Annotated in this window: 16 protein-coding genes; 8 read left to right on the top strand and 8 right to left on the bottom strand. The window is 72.7% G+C overall.

The window, feature by feature from the left end; translation table 11 throughout:
• The 3 genes from KN815_RS32845 to pdhA all read right to left on the bottom strand — a co-directional run.
• Positions 1-620: biotin/lipoyl-containing protein (locus KN815_RS32845; protein ID WP_216345500.1), on the bottom strand; the 620-nt coding region annotated here is incomplete at its 3' end.
• Positions 620-1,669 carry an alpha-ketoacid dehydrogenase subunit beta gene (locus KN815_RS32840; RefSeq protein WP_059143781.1) on the bottom strand — a complete coding sequence of 350 codons (1,050 nt, stop codon included), beginning with the start codon at positions 1,667-1,669 and terminating at the stop codon, positions 620-622. The genes KN815_RS32845 and KN815_RS32840, both read right to left, overlap by 1 nt.
• Positions 1,669-2,811 (bottom strand): pyruvate dehydrogenase (acetyl-transferring) E1 component subunit alpha, encoded by a 1,143-nt coding sequence (gene pdhA / locus KN815_RS32835; RefSeq protein ID WP_216345499.1) that lies wholly within the window; start codon positions 2,809-2,811, stop codon positions 1,669-1,671. Before pdhA ends, KN815_RS32840 begins: the two co-directional genes overlap by 1 nt.
• A 183-nt stretch (positions 2,812-2,994) precedes the next feature.
• On the opposite strand from pdhA, the gene KN815_RS32830 reads away from it, so the two are divergent.
• Positions 2,995-3,483 carry an Lrp/AsnC family transcriptional regulator gene (locus tag KN815_RS32830; RefSeq protein ID WP_216345498.1) on the top strand — a complete coding sequence of 163 codons (489 nt, stop codon included), beginning with the start codon at positions 2,995-2,997 and terminating at the stop codon, positions 3,481-3,483.
• Positions 3,484-3,623: 140 nt separating this feature from the next.
• Here the strand turns inward: KN815_RS32830 and KN815_RS32825 are convergent, their stop codons facing one another.
• Both KN815_RS32825 and KN815_RS32820 read right to left on the bottom strand, forming a co-directional pair.
• The gene (locus tag KN815_RS32825; protein ID WP_216345497.1) at positions 3,624-4,217 is read right to left on the bottom strand and encodes a TetR/AcrR family transcriptional regulator; all 594 of its coding nucleotides are present in this window, start codon (positions 4,215-4,217) and stop codon (positions 3,624-3,626) included.
• A 2-nt stretch (positions 4,218-4,219) separates the two neighbouring features.
• Positions 4,220-5,737 (bottom strand): 3-hydroxyacyl-CoA dehydrogenase, encoded by a 1,518-nt coding sequence (locus tag KN815_RS32820; protein ID WP_216345496.1) that lies wholly within the window; start codon positions 5,735-5,737, stop codon positions 4,220-4,222.
• A gap of 129 nt (positions 5,738-5,866) precedes the next feature.
• Between KN815_RS32820 and paaN the strand changes: the two genes are divergently transcribed.
• On the top strand, positions 5,867-7,591 hold the full coding sequence (paaN, locus tag KN815_RS32815; protein WP_216345495.1) for a phenylacetic acid degradation protein PaaN: 1,725 nt from the start codon (positions 5,867-5,869) through the stop codon (positions 7,589-7,591).
• A gap of 83 nt (positions 7,592-7,674) precedes the next feature.
• Here the strand turns inward: paaN and KN815_RS32810 are convergent, their stop codons facing one another.
• From KN815_RS32810 to KN815_RS32800, 3 genes are read right to left on the bottom strand one after another with little or no spacing between them, the layout of a single operon-like run.
• Positions 7,675-8,436 carry a TrmH family RNA methyltransferase gene (locus KN815_RS32810; protein WP_216345494.1) on the bottom strand — a complete coding sequence of 254 codons (762 nt, stop codon included), beginning with the start codon at positions 8,434-8,436 and terminating at the stop codon, positions 7,675-7,677.
• 4 nt (positions 8,437-8,440) lie between these two features.
• The gene (locus KN815_RS32805; RefSeq protein ID WP_216345493.1) at positions 8,441-9,673 is read right to left on the bottom strand and encodes an HTTM domain-containing protein; all 1,233 of its coding nucleotides are present in this window, start codon (positions 9,671-9,673) and stop codon (positions 8,441-8,443) included.
• On the bottom strand, positions 9,670-10,263 hold the full coding sequence (locus tag KN815_RS32800) for a DUF5819 family protein (protein ID WP_253209385.1): 594 nt from the start codon (positions 10,261-10,263) through the stop codon (positions 9,670-9,672). The genes KN815_RS32805 and KN815_RS32800 overlap by 4 nt, the downstream gene beginning before the upstream one ends.
• Before the next feature lie 571 nt (positions 10,264-10,834).
• Between KN815_RS32800 and paaA the strand changes: the two genes are divergently transcribed.
• From paaA to KN815_RS32770, 6 genes are all read left to right on the top strand, one after another.
• Positions 10,835-11,785, top strand: coding sequence for a 1,2-phenylacetyl-CoA epoxidase subunit PaaA (gene paaA / locus KN815_RS32795; protein WP_216345492.1), 951 nt, complete (start codon positions 10,835-10,837; stop codon positions 11,783-11,785).
• The gene (paaB, locus tag KN815_RS32790) at positions 11,782-12,078 is read left to right on the top strand and encodes a 1,2-phenylacetyl-CoA epoxidase subunit PaaB (RefSeq protein ID WP_046088802.1); all 297 of its coding nucleotides are present in this window, start codon (positions 11,782-11,784) and stop codon (positions 12,076-12,078) included. The genes paaA and paaB overlap by 4 nt, the downstream gene beginning before the upstream one ends.
• A complete protein-coding gene (gene paaC / locus KN815_RS32785) occupies positions 12,075-12,776 on the top strand; it encodes a 1,2-phenylacetyl-CoA epoxidase subunit PaaC (RefSeq protein ID WP_216345491.1) in 702 nt (233 codons plus the stop codon). Before paaB ends, paaC begins: the two co-directional genes overlap by 4 nt.
• Positions 12,770-13,327, top strand: coding sequence for a 1,2-phenylacetyl-CoA epoxidase subunit PaaD (paaD, locus tag KN815_RS32780; RefSeq protein WP_253209384.1), 558 nt, complete (start codon positions 12,770-12,772; stop codon positions 13,325-13,327). Before paaC ends, paaD begins: the two co-directional genes overlap by 7 nt.
• Complete coding sequence (locus tag KN815_RS32775) at positions 13,327-14,442, top strand: 2Fe-2S iron-sulfur cluster-binding protein (protein WP_216345490.1); 1,116 nt, start codon at positions 13,327-13,329, stop codon at positions 14,440-14,442. The genes paaD and KN815_RS32775 overlap by 1 nt, the downstream gene beginning before the upstream one ends.
• Positions 14,443-14,536: 94 nt before the next feature.
• Positions 14,537-15,685 (top strand): acyl-CoA dehydrogenase family protein, encoded by a 1,149-nt coding sequence (locus KN815_RS32770; RefSeq protein WP_216345489.1) that lies wholly within the window; start codon positions 14,537-14,539, stop codon positions 15,683-15,685.
• Positions 15,686-15,907 lie beyond the last annotated feature (222 nt).

Raw genomic sequence — 15,907 nt, 5'->3', positions numbered from 1 at the left:
CGCTCCCCCTCCGGGGCGACGGCGGGCGCGGGGGCGGGGGCAGGCGCGGGGGTGGGGGCGGGCTCGGGCGCGGAGGCGGGAGCCGCCACCGCTCGCTCCACGTCCGCCCGCAGAATCAGCCCCTCCGGGCCCGAGCCCTTGAGCTGCCGCAGATCGACGTCGTGCTCCCGGGCCAGCCGCCGTACCAGGGGCGAGATCACCGGCAGGGGTCCGGCGGGGGCCACCGCCACCGTCTCGCGCAGCGGCCCGGGGGAGAGCTGGACGCGGCGGCGCCGCGCGGCGGGACCGGCCGTGCCATAGCCCACCAGCACATTGCCCGATCCGCCGTCGGCCGCGCTCTCGGTGACCGGCGGAGCGGATCCGTCGTCCGAGCCCTCCGGCACGGCGACAGTGATCAGCGCCGCGCCGACCGGCACCTCCGTGCCCTCCTCGCCGTAACGGGCGGTCACCACGCCGCCGTAGGGGCACGGCACATCCACCATCGCCTTGGCCGTCTCGACCTCGACCACCGGCTGGTCGACCGCGACCACCTCACCGACCTGGACCAGCCAGCGCACGATCTCGGCGCCGGTCAGCCCCTCGCCCAGATCGGGCAGGGTGAACTCCCGTACGACAGCCATCAGACGGCGCTCCCCTCGGTCCACTCCGACTCCCACTGGAGCCGGGCGACGGCGTCCAGCACCCGGTCCACCCCGGGCAGATGGTGCCGCTCCAGCATGGGCGGCGGGTAGGGGATGTCGAATCCGGCGACCCGCAGCACGGGCGCCTCCAGATGGTGGAAGCAGCGCTCGGTGACCCGGGCGGCGATCTCCCCGCCGGGCCCGCCGAAGCCGGTGGCCTCGTGGACGACGACCGCGCGGCCGGTGCGGCGCACGGAGGCGCACACCGTGTCGTCGTCGAAGGGGACGAGCGAGCGCAGATCGACGACTTCCAGATCCCAGCCCTCGGCCCGGGCCGCCTCGGCGGCTTCGAGGCACACCGGCACGGAGGGGCCGTAGGAGATCAAGGTGGCGCTGCGGCGGCCGCCGGTGGCGGGCCTGCGCACCACCGCGCGCCCGATCGGCGGCACCTGCTCGGGGGCGTCGGCCGACCAGTCGGCCTTGGACCAGTACAGCCGCTTGGGCTCGAGGAAGATCACGGGGTCGTCGGAGGCGATGGCGGCGCGCAGCAGCCCGTAGGCGTCGGCGACGGTCGCGGGGGCGACGACATGGAGGCCGGGGGTGGCCATGTAGTAGATCTCGGAGGAGTCGCTGTGGTGCTCGACGCCGCCGATGCCGCCCCCGTAGGGCACCCGCACGGTGATCGGCATCGGCATCGCCCCGCGGGTGCGGTTGCGCATCCGGGAGACATGGCTGATGAGCTGCTCGAAGGACGGGTAGGCGAAGGCGTCGAACTGCATCTCGACCACCGGCCGCAGCCCGTACATGGCCATGCCCACGGCGGTGCCGAGGATGCCCGCCTCGGCGAGCGGCGTATCCGTGCAGCGGTCCTCGCCGAACTCCTTGGCGAGCCCGTCGGTGATCCGGAAGACGCCGCCCAGGGTGCCCACGTCCTCGCCGAGGACATGGACGGACGGGTCGGCGGCCATGGCGTCGCGCAGCGCGCGGCCGAGCGCCTGGGCCATGGTGGCGGGTTTACGGGCGGTGTCGGCCCCGATGGCGGTGGTCATCACTCCCCCTTCCCGGAGTCGCCGGCCTCGGCGTCGAGCTCCGCGCGGAGCTGGGCCGCCTGCTCGCGGAGCTGGCTGGTCCGGTCGGCATAGACGTGCTCGAAGAGCTCCATGGGGTCGAGGACCGCGTCCTGGTGCATGCGCGTCCGCAGATCGGCGGCGAGCCGCTCCGCGGACTCCCGCGCGGCCCTGACCCCCTCGTCGTCCAGCAGACGGCGGTCCCGCATGGCGTCCTCCAGGAGCGCTATCGGGTCGTGTGCCTGCCATGCCTCGACCTCGGAGTCTGGGCGGTAGCGGGTGGCGTCGTCGGCGTTGGTGTGGGCCTCGATGCGGTAGGTGACCGCCTCGACCAGGGTGGGGCCGCCTCCGCCGCGGGCCCGGCGCACCGCCTCCGCCAGCACCTCGTGGACGGCGGCCACGTCATTGCCGTCGACGAGGCGGCCGGGCATCCCGTAGCCGACCGCCTTGTGGGCCAGGGAGGGCGCGGCGGTCTGCTTGGCGAGCGGTACGGAGATGGCGAAGCCGTTGTTCTGGACGAGGAAGACCACCGGGGCGTGCCAGACGGCCGCGAAGTTGAGGGCCTCGTGGAAGTCTCCCTCGCTGGTGCCGCCGTCGCCGACCAGGGCGAGGGCCACCACATCGTCGCCCTTGAGACGGGCGGCGTGGGCGAGGCCGACGGCGTGCGGAAGCTGGGTGGCCAGCGGGGTGCACAGCGGGGCCACGCGGTGTGCGTGCGGGTCGTAACCGGAGTGCCAGTCGCCGCGCAGCAGGGTCAGGGCGTCGACGGGGTCGAGCCCGCGGACCACGGCGGCCAGGGTGTCGCGGTAGCTGGGAAAGAGCCAGTCGCGGTCCTCCAGCACCAGCCCGGCCGCGACCTGGCAGGCTTCCTGCCCGGTGGAGGAGGGATAGACGGCCAGCCGGCCCTGCCGGGTGAGGGCGGTGGCCTGGGTGTTGTACCGGCGGCCGCGCACCAGCTCGCGGTGGAGCCGGGTCAGCAGATCGGGGGAGATGTCGGCGGCAGCGGCGGTGCCCAACAGGCGGTACGGCTCCGCGTCGGGCAGCAGCGGCGCGGCCTCGACGCGGGGCTGCCAGCCGGGCGGGGGAGTGGGCCGGTAGGCACCGGGCTGCTCAAGGACCGTCATGTCGCGACCTCCTGGGCGTGGCGTACGGCGGGAGGGCGGGGCGTGCCGTGCGGCATCGCCCTCCCCCTACCGATTGTTCGGTCGTTGACGCATTTTGGCTACAGGCGACCCAAGCCTGTGGACAAACGGTTCTTCAGCGCCTGTGATGAAGACAGGACGTCCATGAAGGGGAGGCGGGACGATATGCGGGGCGAACAGATGGCCAATCCGGACGGCAAACCACCGGCACGGCCCCTGGACGCCATCGACCACGACATCCTGCGTCTGCTCCGAACGGATGGCCGCGCCTCCATACGCTCCGTGGCCGAGCAGGTGCACGTCTCGCGCGCCAACGCCTACGCCCGGATCAACCGCCTGATCGACGACGGGGTGATCCGCGGCTTCAGCGCCCGGGTGGACCAGGAGCGGGCCGGGCAGGGCGCGTCCGCGTACATCACGCTGAAGATCGTCCAGAACTCCTGGCGCACCGTGCGCGAGCAGCTCCGCCAGCTTCCGGGGGCCGCCCACATCGCCCTGGTCAGCGGGGACTTCGATGTGCTGCTGCTGGTCCACACCGAGGACAACCGCTCGCTGCGCGAGCTGGTCCTCACCCGGATCCAGGCCATACCGGAGGTGCTGAGCACCCGGACACTGCTGGTCTTCGAGGAGACGGACCTGGACTCGGAGCTGTAGCGGGGGCCGTGGCGGGCGCGACCGGCCACCGGAGGCTATGGCGGGCGCGACCGGCCACCGGGCGCTGTGGCGGGCGCGACCGGCCACGACACGGCGCCGCGGACGGTCAACGGCGTCTCAGCGCACTTCCAGCGGAGCGCTCAGCGCTCCGTACGCAGCCCCGCGAAGGCCGTACGGACCACGGCCTCGGCCACTTCCTGGGAGGTCGCGGCCCCGCCGCGGCTCGGCCGGTACCACTCCACAATGGAGTTGATCATGCCGAAGAGCAGCCGGGTCGCCAGCCGGGCGTCCACATCGGACCGCAGGTCGCCATCGGCCGCCGCCCGCTTGAGCAGCTCCGCGACCTGGTGGTCGAACTCCCGGCGCCGCTCCATGGCCCACCGCTCGGTGTCCGTGTTGCCCCGGACCCGCAGCAGCAGGGTGACGTAGGGCAGCTCCTCCATCAGCACCTCGCTGGTGCGCCGGGTCACATGCTCCAGCCGCTCGATCGCCCGCCCGTCGCGTGCGGCGGGCTCCTGGAGGATGCCGAACAGCCCGTCCAGCGCACGGCTTATGGCGAGCCTGAGCAGCTCCTCCTTGCCCTTCACATGGTGGTAGATGGAGGACTTGGAGATCCCGGCGGCTCGGGAGAGGTGCTCCATGGAGGTGCCGTCGTAGCCACGCTCGTTGAACACCTCCACGGCGACCGCGAGCAGCGATTCGGGCGTGTAGGTGTCGCGCTTGGCCATGGTCATGATTAGAGCAGCCTCTCATCGGCGGCGGCACGCCGGATCAGCGCCTGGGAGGGGGCGTAGCGGCCGGTCGGCCAGGCTCGGTGGAGATTGCGCAGGGTGTCGCGCACCCAGCGGGCACCGAGCGCATGCCCCCAGGCCAGCGGTCCGCGCGGGTAGTTGACCCCTGTCAGCATGGCGGTGTCCACGTCCTCGGGGCTCGCCACCCCGCGGGCGACGGCGTCCTCGGCGAAGTCCACGAGCATCGCGACCGTGCGGGCCACGACCATGCCGGGGACGTCCTGGACCACGCTGACCGCCTTACCGAGCGCCTGGAACAGGCCGATCGCGGACCGCAGGGACTCCTCGGCGGCGGCCGGGGACGGTGCGAGGGCGATACGGGTGGCGGTGCGGTAGTCCAGCGCCAGGTCGAAGCGGATCGTCGCGGCGAAGGGGTCGTCGGTGGCGGTCGTGCCGTCGGTCAGGGACAGGCGGGTGCCATCGGGCAGCGCGAGATATCCCCCGACGGGCTCACGGGTCACCAGGATGCCCGCCTCCTCCATGAGGCCGACCAGCCCTTGCGCCGGCCCCAGGTCGCCGTGGAGGGCGACCTTCGCGGGCGGCTCGCACGGCTCGGCGGTGCGCGGGGCGGGCCGCGCGGTGCCCTCGGAGTGGTCGAACCAGCCGTGGCCCGTCTTGCGCCCGAGCCGTCCGGCGGCCACGAGCTGCCGCTGGGCGAGCGACGGGGTGAATTTCGGATCGTGGAACAGCGCTTCCCACACGGATCGGGTGACGGCCTCGTTCACATCCTGGCCGATCAGGTCGGTGAGCTCGAAGGGGCCCATCCGGAAGCCGCCGGACTCGCGCAGCACGGCGTCCAGGGTGGCGGGGTCGGCGGCACGCTCCTCGTACGCCCGGAACGCCTCGGCGTAGAAGGGGCGGGCGATCCGGTTGACGATGAATCCGGGGGTGTCGGCGCACCGCACCGGGGTCTTTCCCCAGGCCGCGACGGTGGCGTGGGCACGGTCGGCGGCGGCCTGGTCCGTGGCGGCGCCGCGCACCACCTCCACCAGCGGCATCAGCGGGGCCGGATTGAAGAAGTGCAGGCCGAGGAGGCGGCCGGGGCGGCGCAGGACGCCGGCGACGGCCGTGACGGAGAGGGAGGAGGTGTTGGTGGCGAGCAGACAGCCGTCGGAGACCACCGACTCCAGCGCGGTGAAAAGCTGCTGCTTGGCGCCGAGTTCCTCGAGGATCGCCTCGACCACCAGCTCCGCCTGGGCCAGGTCCGCGAGGTCGGCGACGGGGACGAGGCGGCCGAGGGCCGCGTCACGGTCGGCGGCCGTGAGGCGTTCCTTGGCGACGAGCCGGCCGAGCCGGGCCGCGATGGCGTCGGCGGCCTGGGAGGCACGGCCGGGCGCCGCGTCGTAGAGCCGCACGGGATGGCCCGCGGCCAGCGCCACCTGGGCGATCCCCTGGCCCATCGTGCCGGTGCCGATGACGGCGACGACGCCGGCGCGGTCGATCCCACGGTCGATCGCAGTCATGCCGCAGATCCTTTTCGACGAAGTTATCCACAGGTTCGCCAGGCCCTCTTGTCCCGACCGATCGTTCGGTTACTCTAACTCTGTCGCCCATTCCAGCCCAGCCCCAGCTCGACGAGGAGTTGGTCAGTCGTGACCGCCGCACTCACCACCGCGCAGTTGACGCAAGAGCACCGCCCCACCCTCGACCAGGCCCTGGAGGCGATCCGTACCCGCGCCTATTGGTCCCCGCACCCCGAGCACCCGAAGGCTTACGGCGGCGAGGGCCAGAGCGGGCGTCCGAGCCTGAGCGTCGCCGAGGGCCAGGCCGCGTTCGAGGCGCTGCGCGGCCGGCGCATCGAGCTGGACCAGCCGGGCACCGACGGCTGGACGGGCTCCGAAGTCTCGCCGTTCGGTGTCGAGATGGGCATGGAGTATCCGCATCCGGACCTCGATGTGCTCCTCCCGGCGATGCGGGCGGGGATGCCCGCCTGGCGGGAGGCCGGCCCGGAGACGCGGGCCATGGTGTGTCTGGAGATCCTGGCCCGGATCGGCGCCCGGTCGCATGAGTTCGCCCAGGCCGTCATGCACACCAGCGGACAGGCGTACATGATGGCCTTCCAGGCCGGCGGCCCCCACGCCCAGGACCGCGGCCTGGAGGCGGTGGCGTACGCGTTCGCCGAGCAGACCCGCACCCCCGGCGCCGCGGACTGGTCCAAGCCGCAGGGCAAGCGCGACCCGCTGCGGCTGCGCAAGACGTTCACGGCCGTCCCGCGCGGTATCGCCCTGCTGATCGGCTGCAACACCTTCCCGACGTGGAACGGCTATCCGGGCCTCTTCGCCTCGCTCGCCACCGGCAATCCGGTGCTGGTCAAGCCGCACCCCCAGGCCGTGCTGCCGCTGGCGCTGACCGTCCAGGTGGCGCGGGAGGTGCTGACGGAGGCGGGGTTCAGCCCCGATCTGGTGGCGCTGGCCGCCGAGCGGCCCGACGAGGGGATCGCCAAGGTCCTCGCCGTCCGCCCCGAGATCCGCGTGATCGACTACACGGGCTCGACCGCCTTCGGCGACTGGCTGGAGACCCATGCCCGCCAGGCCCAGGTCTTCACCGAGAAGGCGGGGGTCAACACGGTGGTGATCGACTCCACCGACGACTACCAGGGCATGCTGGCCAACCTGGCGTTCTCCCTGTCCCTCTACAGCGGCCAGATGTGCACCACCCCGCAGAATCTGCTGATCCCCCGCGGCGGTATCACCACCGACGCCGGCCCCAAGACCTACGACGAGGTGGTGGCCGACCTGGCGGCGGCGGTGGACGGGCTGCTGGGCGACGACGCCCGGGCGAGCGCGCTGCTGGGCGCGATCGTCGGCCCGCGGGTCCAGGAGCGGCTGGAGGCCGCGCCCGGCCTGGGCGCGGTCGCCCTTGCCTCGCGTACGGTGACCCACCCCGACTTCCCCGGCGCCACGGTCCGTACGCCGCTGATGGTCAAGGCGGACGGCGCCCGGAAGTTCTGGGAGGGGGCCGACGCGGACGCGCCCTATCTGTCCGAGTGCTTCGGCCCGGTCTCCTTCGCCGTCGCCGTCGACTCCACACAGGACGCGGTCGCGCTGCTGCGCCGGACCACCCGGGACAAGGGCGCGATGACGGTCGGCGCGTACACCTCCTCACCGGAGGCGGAGCGGCTGATCGAGGAGGCGTGCCTTGAGGAGTGCGCCCAGTTGTCGCTCAATCTGACCGGCGGGGTGTATGTGAACCAGACCGCGGCCTTCTCGGACTTCCACGGCTCGGGCGGCAACCCGTCGGCCAACGCCACGCTGTGCGACGGGGCGTTCGTGGCCGGCCGCTTCCGGATGATCGAGGTCCGCCGCCCGGCGGAGTAACAGGGCCCAGTGGGCGGGGCGGCGCGGGGCCGGTCACCGCGCCGCCCGGCCACGACACCGTCTCGGGCGGGTCGGGCCCGCGCTCAGGCCGGGCGATCGGGGCCGCCCCAGTGGAAGAGGGCCATGGCCACGCTGGTGGCCAGGTTGTAGCTGGAGACCTGCGGCCGCATGGGAAGGGCCACCAGCCTGGTGGCCCGCTTCCGCAGCTCCGGCGAGATCCCGTGCCGCTCGGAGCCGAAGGCGAGCAGCGCGTCATCGGGGATGGTCACGGACCGGATGTCCTCCCCCTCCGCGTCCAGTACATACAGCGGCCCCTCCGGGAGGGCGTCGCCCGGCAGTCGCTCGACCGCGGTGGCGAAGTGAAGCCCGGCGCCGGACCGCACGGCGTTCGGATGCCAGGGATCGATATCGCCGGTGGTGACCACGCCGGTGGCCCCGAAACCGGCGGCGAGCCGGACCACGGCTCCGACGTTCCCCAGGTTGCGGGGGTTGTCCAGGACGACCACCGGGGCAGTCCTGGGCCGCTTGGACAGCTCGTCCAGATTCCCCTGCCGGCCGCGCCGGACCGCCAGCGCGGCGACCCGGGTGGGGTGCACCCTGGGCACCAGCTCGCGCAGGGTCCCGGCCTCCACCTCCACCAGGAGATCCGCGATCGTCTCGGTGAGATCGTCGGCCAGGTCCGCGGCGAGTTCCAGGGCGGCCGCCTTGTCGCTGGTGACCGCGGCACGCACCTCCGCGCCGAACCGCAGCGCGTGCTTCAGCGCGTGGAAGCCGTCGAGCAGGACGGTCTCGGGGGCCGTCGCGCGCCAGTGCCGTACGGCCTGCGCGGCCTCGTCATCGATCATTCCCTCAGCGTACGAGGGTGTCGGCCGCGCTTTCCCGGTCGCTCTCCCGCACCCGCTGCCCCGGCAGCCGCACCGCGCGTGCCGTCAGCCGGTCCCGGGCCCGGCCCAGCCGCGCCGCGGCCCAGCGCAGGAAGTTCGTCGGCAGGAAGACCGAGTCCGCCGCGATCACGGCGAGCGAGAAGAAGGGCAGCCCCAGCATCACGGCGATGCCGAGGTGCTCCAGCATCAGCAGGACGAGCATCACGTTCTTGGCCCGCCGGTTGAGCAGGGTGAAGGGGAAGGCCACCTGGACGATGACCGTGCCGTAGGTCAGCACCATCACCAGGGTGCCGCTGGACGCCATGATGTCGGTCAGCCCCGGCCAGGGCGAGAAGTAGTCCAGATGCAGCGGGTAGTAGAGGGCGGTGCCGTCCTGCCAGCGCGAGCCCTGGATCTTGTACCAGCCGGCCGTGGCGTACAGCAGACACACCTCGGCCATGATCACCAGCAGGGCGCCGTTGTGCGCCACATTGGCGAGCGCGTCCAAAACGGTGCGCGGCTCCCCCGGTGCGTAACGCTTGACGAGCCACCAGCCGGCCTGGACGAGCCACAGCCCCCACAGGACGGTGGCCCAGCCCAGCCCGGGCAGCGGACCGTCTGAGATCAGGGAGAGCCGGGCGTCGGTGAGGAGCTGCACCCAGAGCAGGGCGGTCCCGGTGAGGGCCCACAGCACGATTCCGGTGGTGTCGCGCGGCGGCTCCTCGCGGTCCGCCTGCCGGGCCGCCCGGCGCGCGTCCAGCGACCACATCCGACCGCACCGGGTGAGCACCAGGTACATCGACATCAGATGGATGAGATTGTCGCCGCCGTCCCCCACGAAGATGGAGCGGTTCTGGAGCGACAGCACCCCGACCATGAACAACACGGACATGGTGCGGGTGCGCCAGCCCATCAGCAGCAGCGCGCTGGAGACGAGGGCGAGGGCGTAGACGACCTCGAACCACACCCCGGACTCGGACCACATGAGCGCGCTGAAGGCGCGGTTGCCATCGATCAGCCGCGCGGCCATGTCCCAGTTCCACGGGCCGTCCGGCCCGTACAGCTCCCGGCGGTGAGGCCATTCGCGCACCAGGAAGAGAAGCCAGGTGAAGGAGAAGCCGATGCGCACGACGGCGCTCTGCCGGGGGCCGAGCGCGGCTCCGGTGAGGCGGGCGTAGCCATCCGCCACGGCGGTCTGGAGGCGGGCGGAGGGGGTCACCGGCTCATCGCCTCCGGGATGTCATGGGTGGTCACCGTCCACCACGGCAGCGTCCGGTGGACCGTCTTGGTGTCGATCTTCTCGTCGCTCCAGGACGGCGGGGCCACCGGAGTGGTCGCGGAGCGCACCTGTATTCGCTCCACGATGCCGCCGTCCTCCTCGCGACCGAAGCGGAGCATCACGATCCGGCGGATGTACTGCTCGGAGAGGCTGCCGCGCATGCCCTGCGGCCGCTCCTGCGCGTCATGCGAGCCGACGTAGAACTCCCAGGCGCGGCGCAGCTCGTTCTGCTGGGTGTGGCTGGGCAGCGGGTTGTGGCGGATGGCCGCCCCGTCCTGGGCCGAGAGGTCGCGCCAGCCGGTGGTCGCGGTGCCGCCCTCGCGGGTGCGGATCTCGGCGCGGGCCTGGACGGCGATGTTCTGCTGGAGCGGGTTGGGGGCGAAGAGCTTCCAGACCCGTTCGAACTCCGGATAGATGTAGTCGTCGATCGCCGCACCGTGCCGCTTGGTGAGGGTGTTGGGCGGTGAGACGGCCAGAAAGGCCGTCGAGAGATGGATCGCGGCGGCGACGGCGGCGACCGCGATGCCCACCGCGATGATGAGCTGTCCGGGCAGGGAGAGCGCGGTGAGCGGTTCCGCCGCGTCGCCGTCCGGCTCCGGCTCCGGCCCGGTCGGTTCCGGCCCGGTCGGTTCCGGCCCGGTCGGGTCCGGCCCGGTCGGTTCCGGCCCGGTCGGGTCCGGCCCGGTCGGTTCCGGCCCGGTCGGGTCCGGCCCGGTCGGTTCCGGCCCGGACGGTTCCGGCCCGGTCGGTTCCGGCCCGGTCGGTTCCGGCTCGGTGGGCCCTGGTTCTGTTGGTTCCGGCTCCGTCGGCCCTGGTTCCGGCTCCGGTTCTGTTGGTTCCGGCTCCGTCCCGGCCGTGCCCCGCGCCGCCGCCATACCCGCCCCGCTCCCGATGGTCCAGGTCCTCGCGCACGCCGGTCGGCCGCGCGCCCCCGTGGCCCCCACGCCCCCCCGGCACCGTACCCATGCGGAACCACTCGGCACAGCGTCCTCAGCGTTATCCACAGGGTTGACACCCTACGTTCCTCAGCACACCATTGAACCGAACGATCGGTCGGTCGGCTGGCCGGTCGGCGGAGACGGATGGGCGGAGGGGCTTCGCATGACGACGATGGCGGCGGACGCCGGGGCGTACGAGGCGGTGTTCGACGCCGCCCTGGCCGCGGACGAGCGCATCGAGCCGCGTGACTGGATGCCCGATGACTACCGGGCCACGCTGGTGCGGCAGATGGCCCAGCACGCCCACTCGGAGATCATCGGCATGCAGCCGGAGGCCAACTGGATCACCCGCGCCCCCTCGCTGCGGCGCAAGGCGATCCTGATGGCCAAGGTCCAGGACGAGGCGGGCCACGGCCTGTATCTCTACAGCGCGGCGGAGACCCTGGGCACCAGCCGGGAGGAGCTGCTCGACAAGCTCCACAGCGGCCGCCAGAAGTACTCCTCGATCTTCAACTACCCCACGCTGACCTGGGCCGACGTCGGAGCCATCGGCTGGCTGGTGGACGGCGCCGCGATCACCAACCAGGTCCCCCTGTGCCGCTGCTCCTACGGGCCCTACGCACGGGCGATGGTCCGCATCTGCAAGGAGGAGTCCTTCCATCAGCGCCAGGGGTATGAGCTGCTGCTGGCCCTGAGCCAGGGCACCGAGGCCCAGCACGCCATGGCGCAGGACGCGGTGGACCGCTGGTGGTGGCCGTCGCTGATGATGTTCGGTCCGCCGGACGACGCCTCGGCCCACTCCGCCCAGTCGATGGCCTGGAAGATCAAGCGCCACTCCAATGACGAGTTGCGCCAGCGCTTCGTCGACATCTGCGTCCCCCAGGCCGAATCCCTCGGCCTCACCCTTCCCGACCCCGAGCTGCGGTGGAGCGAGGAGCGGGAGCATTACGACTTCGGGCCGATCGACTGGGACGAGTTCCGCGAGATCCTGCGGGGAAACGGCCCGTGCAACGCCCAGCGGATCACCCAGCGGCGCCGGGCCCATGAGGAAGGCGCCTGGGTGCGCGAGGCGGCCGCGGCGCATGCGGCCAAGCATGGGAAGGCACAGGCATGAGCGGCAGCCCGAGCGCCGAGTGGCCGCTGTGGGAGGTGTTCGTCCGCAGCAGGCGCGGACTGTCGCACACCCACGCCGGATCCCTCCACGCCCCCGACGCGGAGATGGCTCTGCGGAACGCACGGGATCTCTACACCCGGCGCTCGGAGGGCGTCTCGATCTGGGTGGTGCCGTCCGCCGAGATCACCGCCTCCTCACCGGACGAGCGGGATCCGTTCTTCGAGCCGTCCGCCGACAAGCCCTACCGCCACCCCACGTTCTACGCGATCCCGGAGGGGGTGCGGCATCTATGACCGCGGCCCTCGCCCTGGGCGACGACGCGCTGGTGCTCTCCCACCGGCTGGGGGAGTGGGCCGGGCACGCCCCTGTGCTGGAAGAGGAGGTCGCGCTCGCCAATATCGCCCTCGACCTGCTCGGCCAGGCCCGGGTGCTGCTCTCCCTCGCCGGCGACGAGGACGAGCTGGCGTATCTGCGCGAGGAGCGGGCGTTCCGGAACGTCCAGTTGGTCGAGCAGCCCAACGGTGACTTCGCCCAGACCATCGCCCGCCAGCTCTACTTCTCCACCTACCAGGAGCTGTTGTACGAGCGGCTGGCGCGCGGCACCGGCCCCTTCGCCCCGCTCGCCGCCAAGGCCGTCAAGGAGGTGGCCTACCACCGCGACCACGCCGAGCAGTGGACCCTGCGGCTCGGCGACGGCACGGAGGAGAGCCATGAGCGGATGCGGCGGGGGCTGGACGCGCTCTGGCGGTTCACCGGTGAGCTCTTCGAGCCGGTCGAGGGGTGCGAGGTGGAGTGGCACACACTGCACGACGCCTGGCTGACCCGGATCAGCTCGGTCCTGGAGCGCGCCACCCTGACGGTGCCCGAGGGGCCGCGGCGCGGCGGCTGGGCGGCCGGGGCGGGGCGCCAGGGGCTGCACACCGAGCCGTTCGGCCGGATGCTCGCCGAGATGCAGCATCTGCACCGCAGCCACCCGGGGGCGACATGGTGACGCCCACGCCCTCCGCGGCACCCACACCTCCCGCGGCACCCACGCCCCCCGCGTCCGGCATCACCCCGGTCGAGGAGGAGCTGCTGCGGCTGGCCGGATCCGTACCGGACCCCGAGCTGCCGATGGTGTCCCTGGCCGAGCTGGGCGTGATGCGCGGGCTGCGGCTGCTGGGCCCGGGCCGGGTCGAGGTCGAGCTCACCCCCACCTACACCGGCTGCCCGGCACTGGAGTCGATGGCCACCGATATCGAGCGGGTGCTCCATGACCACGGCGTCCCCGAGGTCGCCGTGCGCACCGTCCTCTCCCCGCCCTGGACGACGGACGCGATCAGCGCCGAGGGCCGCCGCAAGCTGGCCGAGTCCGGCATAGCGCCGCCCGCGCCGCGCGGTGCGGCGGCGGGCGGCCCGGTCCCGGTGGCCCTGGCGGTGCGCTGCCCGCACTGCGGCTCGACCGAGACCGAGCTGCTGAGCCGTTTCTCCTCCACCGCCTGCAAGGCGCTGCGCCGCTGCACGGCCTGCGGTGAACCGTTCGACCACTTCAAGGAGTTGTGATGGCCGCGGAGGCGGTGCAGCGGGCCACGCCCCGCCACGGCGCGTTCCACCCGCTGCGGGTGGCGGCGGTCGACCGGCTCACCGATGACGCGGTGGTGGTCACCCTCCTGGTGCCGCCCGCGCTGCGGGAGACGTTCCGCTTCACGGCGGGGCAGCACATCGCGGTGCGCCGGTTCGCGGACGGCGCGGAGATCCGCCGGACGTATTCGCTGTGCACCCCGGCCCCGGCCTCGGGCGCGGAAGGCCCGGAGTTCCTGCGGATCGGGGTGCGGCTGGTCGAGGGCGGTGAGTTCTCCGCCTATGCCCTCAAGGAGCTGGCGGTCGGCGAGGTCATGGAGGTGATGGCCCCGGCGGGCCGGTTCGTCCTGGAGCCCCGGCCCGGCCATTTCGCGGCGGTCGTCGGCGGCAGCGGTATCACCCCCGTGCTGTCCATCGCGGCCACGCTGCTCAGCCGGCAGCCCGAGGCGCGGTTCTGTCTGATCCGCAGCGACCGCACCGCGGCCTCGACGATGTTCCTGGAGGAGGTCGCCGACCTCAAGGACCGTTGGCCCGACCGGTTCCAGTTGGTGTGCGCGCTCTCCCGGGAGGAGCAGCAGGCCGGGCTGGTGTCCGGGCGGCTCGACGAGGAGCGGCTGACCGCGCTGCTGCCGGCGCTGCTGCCGGTCGCCTCGGTGGACGGCTGGTTCCTGTGCGGGCCCTATGGTCTGGTGCGCGGCGCCGAGCGGGCGCTGCGCGGTCTCGGGGTCTCCCGCGGCCGGGTCCATCAGGAGATCTTCCATGTGGAGGCGGCCCCCGCCGAGGATCTCTCCCCCATACCGGATCCGGCGCGGGCGGCGTCGCAGAGCTCGGTCACTGCGACCCTGGACGGCCGGTCGGGCACCTGGCCGGTCCAGGCCGGGGAGCCGCTGCTGGAGACCGTGCTGCGCAACCGGGCCGATGCGCCGTATGCGTGCAAGGGCGGGGTCTGCGGGACCTGCCGGGCCTTCCTGGTCTCCGGCGAGGTGCGGATGGACCGTAACTTCGCGCTGGAGCCGGACGAGGTGGAGGCGGGCTATGTGCTGGCCTGTCAGTCCCATCCGGTGGGCGAGCGGGTGGAGCTGGACTTCGACCGCTGACGCCCTCGGGCGCGGCAGCGGCGTTCCCTTCTTGTAGAACCTGTTCTATCTTGACGGGCCGTCAGATAAAGCCGCGGCGCGGGAGGTACGGACAGTGGACTTCACCTTCACCGAGGAGCAGCAGGCGGCCGTCGAAGCGGCGAAGGCCGTCTTCTCCTCCGTCACACCGGACAGCGTGCCCAGCCCCGCGCTGACCGCCGGCGCCGTCGCCGAGGATTTCGACCGCGCGCTGTGGCGGAAGATCGCCGAGAGCGATCTGCTGGGCCTGAGCCTCGACCCCCAGTACGGGGGCTCGGGCCTCGACCCGCTCGCCCTCTGCCTGGTGCTGCGGGAATGCGGCCGGGTGCTGGCCCGGGTGCCGCTGCTGGAGTCCAGCGCCGCGGCGCTGGCCGTGCAGCGCTACGGCGGGGCCGAGCTGCGTGCAGCCGTGCTGCCCCGGGCCGCCGGCGGTGAGCTGGTGCTCACCACGGCATCCAGCGGCCGCACCGGCCATGGTCCGGCCGAACTCGCCGTCCAGGCGCGGCGGAACGGGGACGGCTGGGTTCTGGACGGCGTCCAGACCGCGGTCCCCTGGGCCCATGGCGCCGATCATGTGCTGCTCCCGGCCCACACCGGGGAGGGCCGCACGATCCTCGCCCTGGTCCCCCGCGACCATGAGGGCGCCGCCCTCGATGAGCAGATCTCCACCAGCGGTGAGCGGCAGGCCGAGATCCGGCTGGACGGAGTGCGGCTCGCCGACCGCGAGGTGCTGGCCGCGGACGGCGCCTGGGAATGGCTGCGCGATCTGCTCACCACCGGCACCTGTGCGCTCGCGCTGGGCCTCGGCTCGGCGGTGCTGGGCCTCACCAGCTCCTATGTGAGCGAGCGCGAGCAGTTCGGCTTCCCACTCGCCAGCTTCCAGGCCGTCGCCGTGCAGACCGCCGACCGCTATATCGATCTGCGGGCCATGGAGGCCACGCTCTGGCAGGCGGCCTGGCGGCTGTCCCTGGACGAGGAGCGGCCGACGGCGGGCGGGGCGCTGCCCATCGCGGGGGATGTCGCCGTCGCCAAGATCTGGGCCGCCGAGGGCGTGCGCCGCGTCGTGCAGACCGCACAGCATCTGCACGGCGGCTTCGGCGCGGTCACCGACTACCCCCTGCACCGCTACCACGCATGGGGCAAACAACTGGAGCTCTCACTGGGATCCGCCGCCGCCCATGAGGAGGCGCTGGGCGAACTCCTCGCCGCCCACCCCCTCGGCTGACCGGCGAGCGAGTCCCGCCGATCATAGGGAAACCCCTAGGGTCTGCCGTTTGGATCAGGCCGGATCAGGGAGCGGGGTCAGGGGGCACCACCCAGCGGTAGCTGGGGGAGCGTGCGGATGCAAGGCGGAGGAGGGAGTCGACGCGGGAGCGGATGGAGTCTCCCCTGCTCGAGCGAAGCCGAGAGCTTGGGGAAGAGTGACGACAACGCCGCAGACGCGCGT

This window comes from Streptomyces niphimycinicus (genome assembly GCF_018883605.1).
Lineage (GTDB): Bacteria > Actinomycetota > Actinomycetes > Streptomycetales > Streptomycetaceae > Streptomyces > Streptomyces niphimycinicus.
The sequence above is the reverse complement of the archived record's forward strand: the minus strand, read 5'-3'. Positions and strand labels throughout refer to the sequence as shown.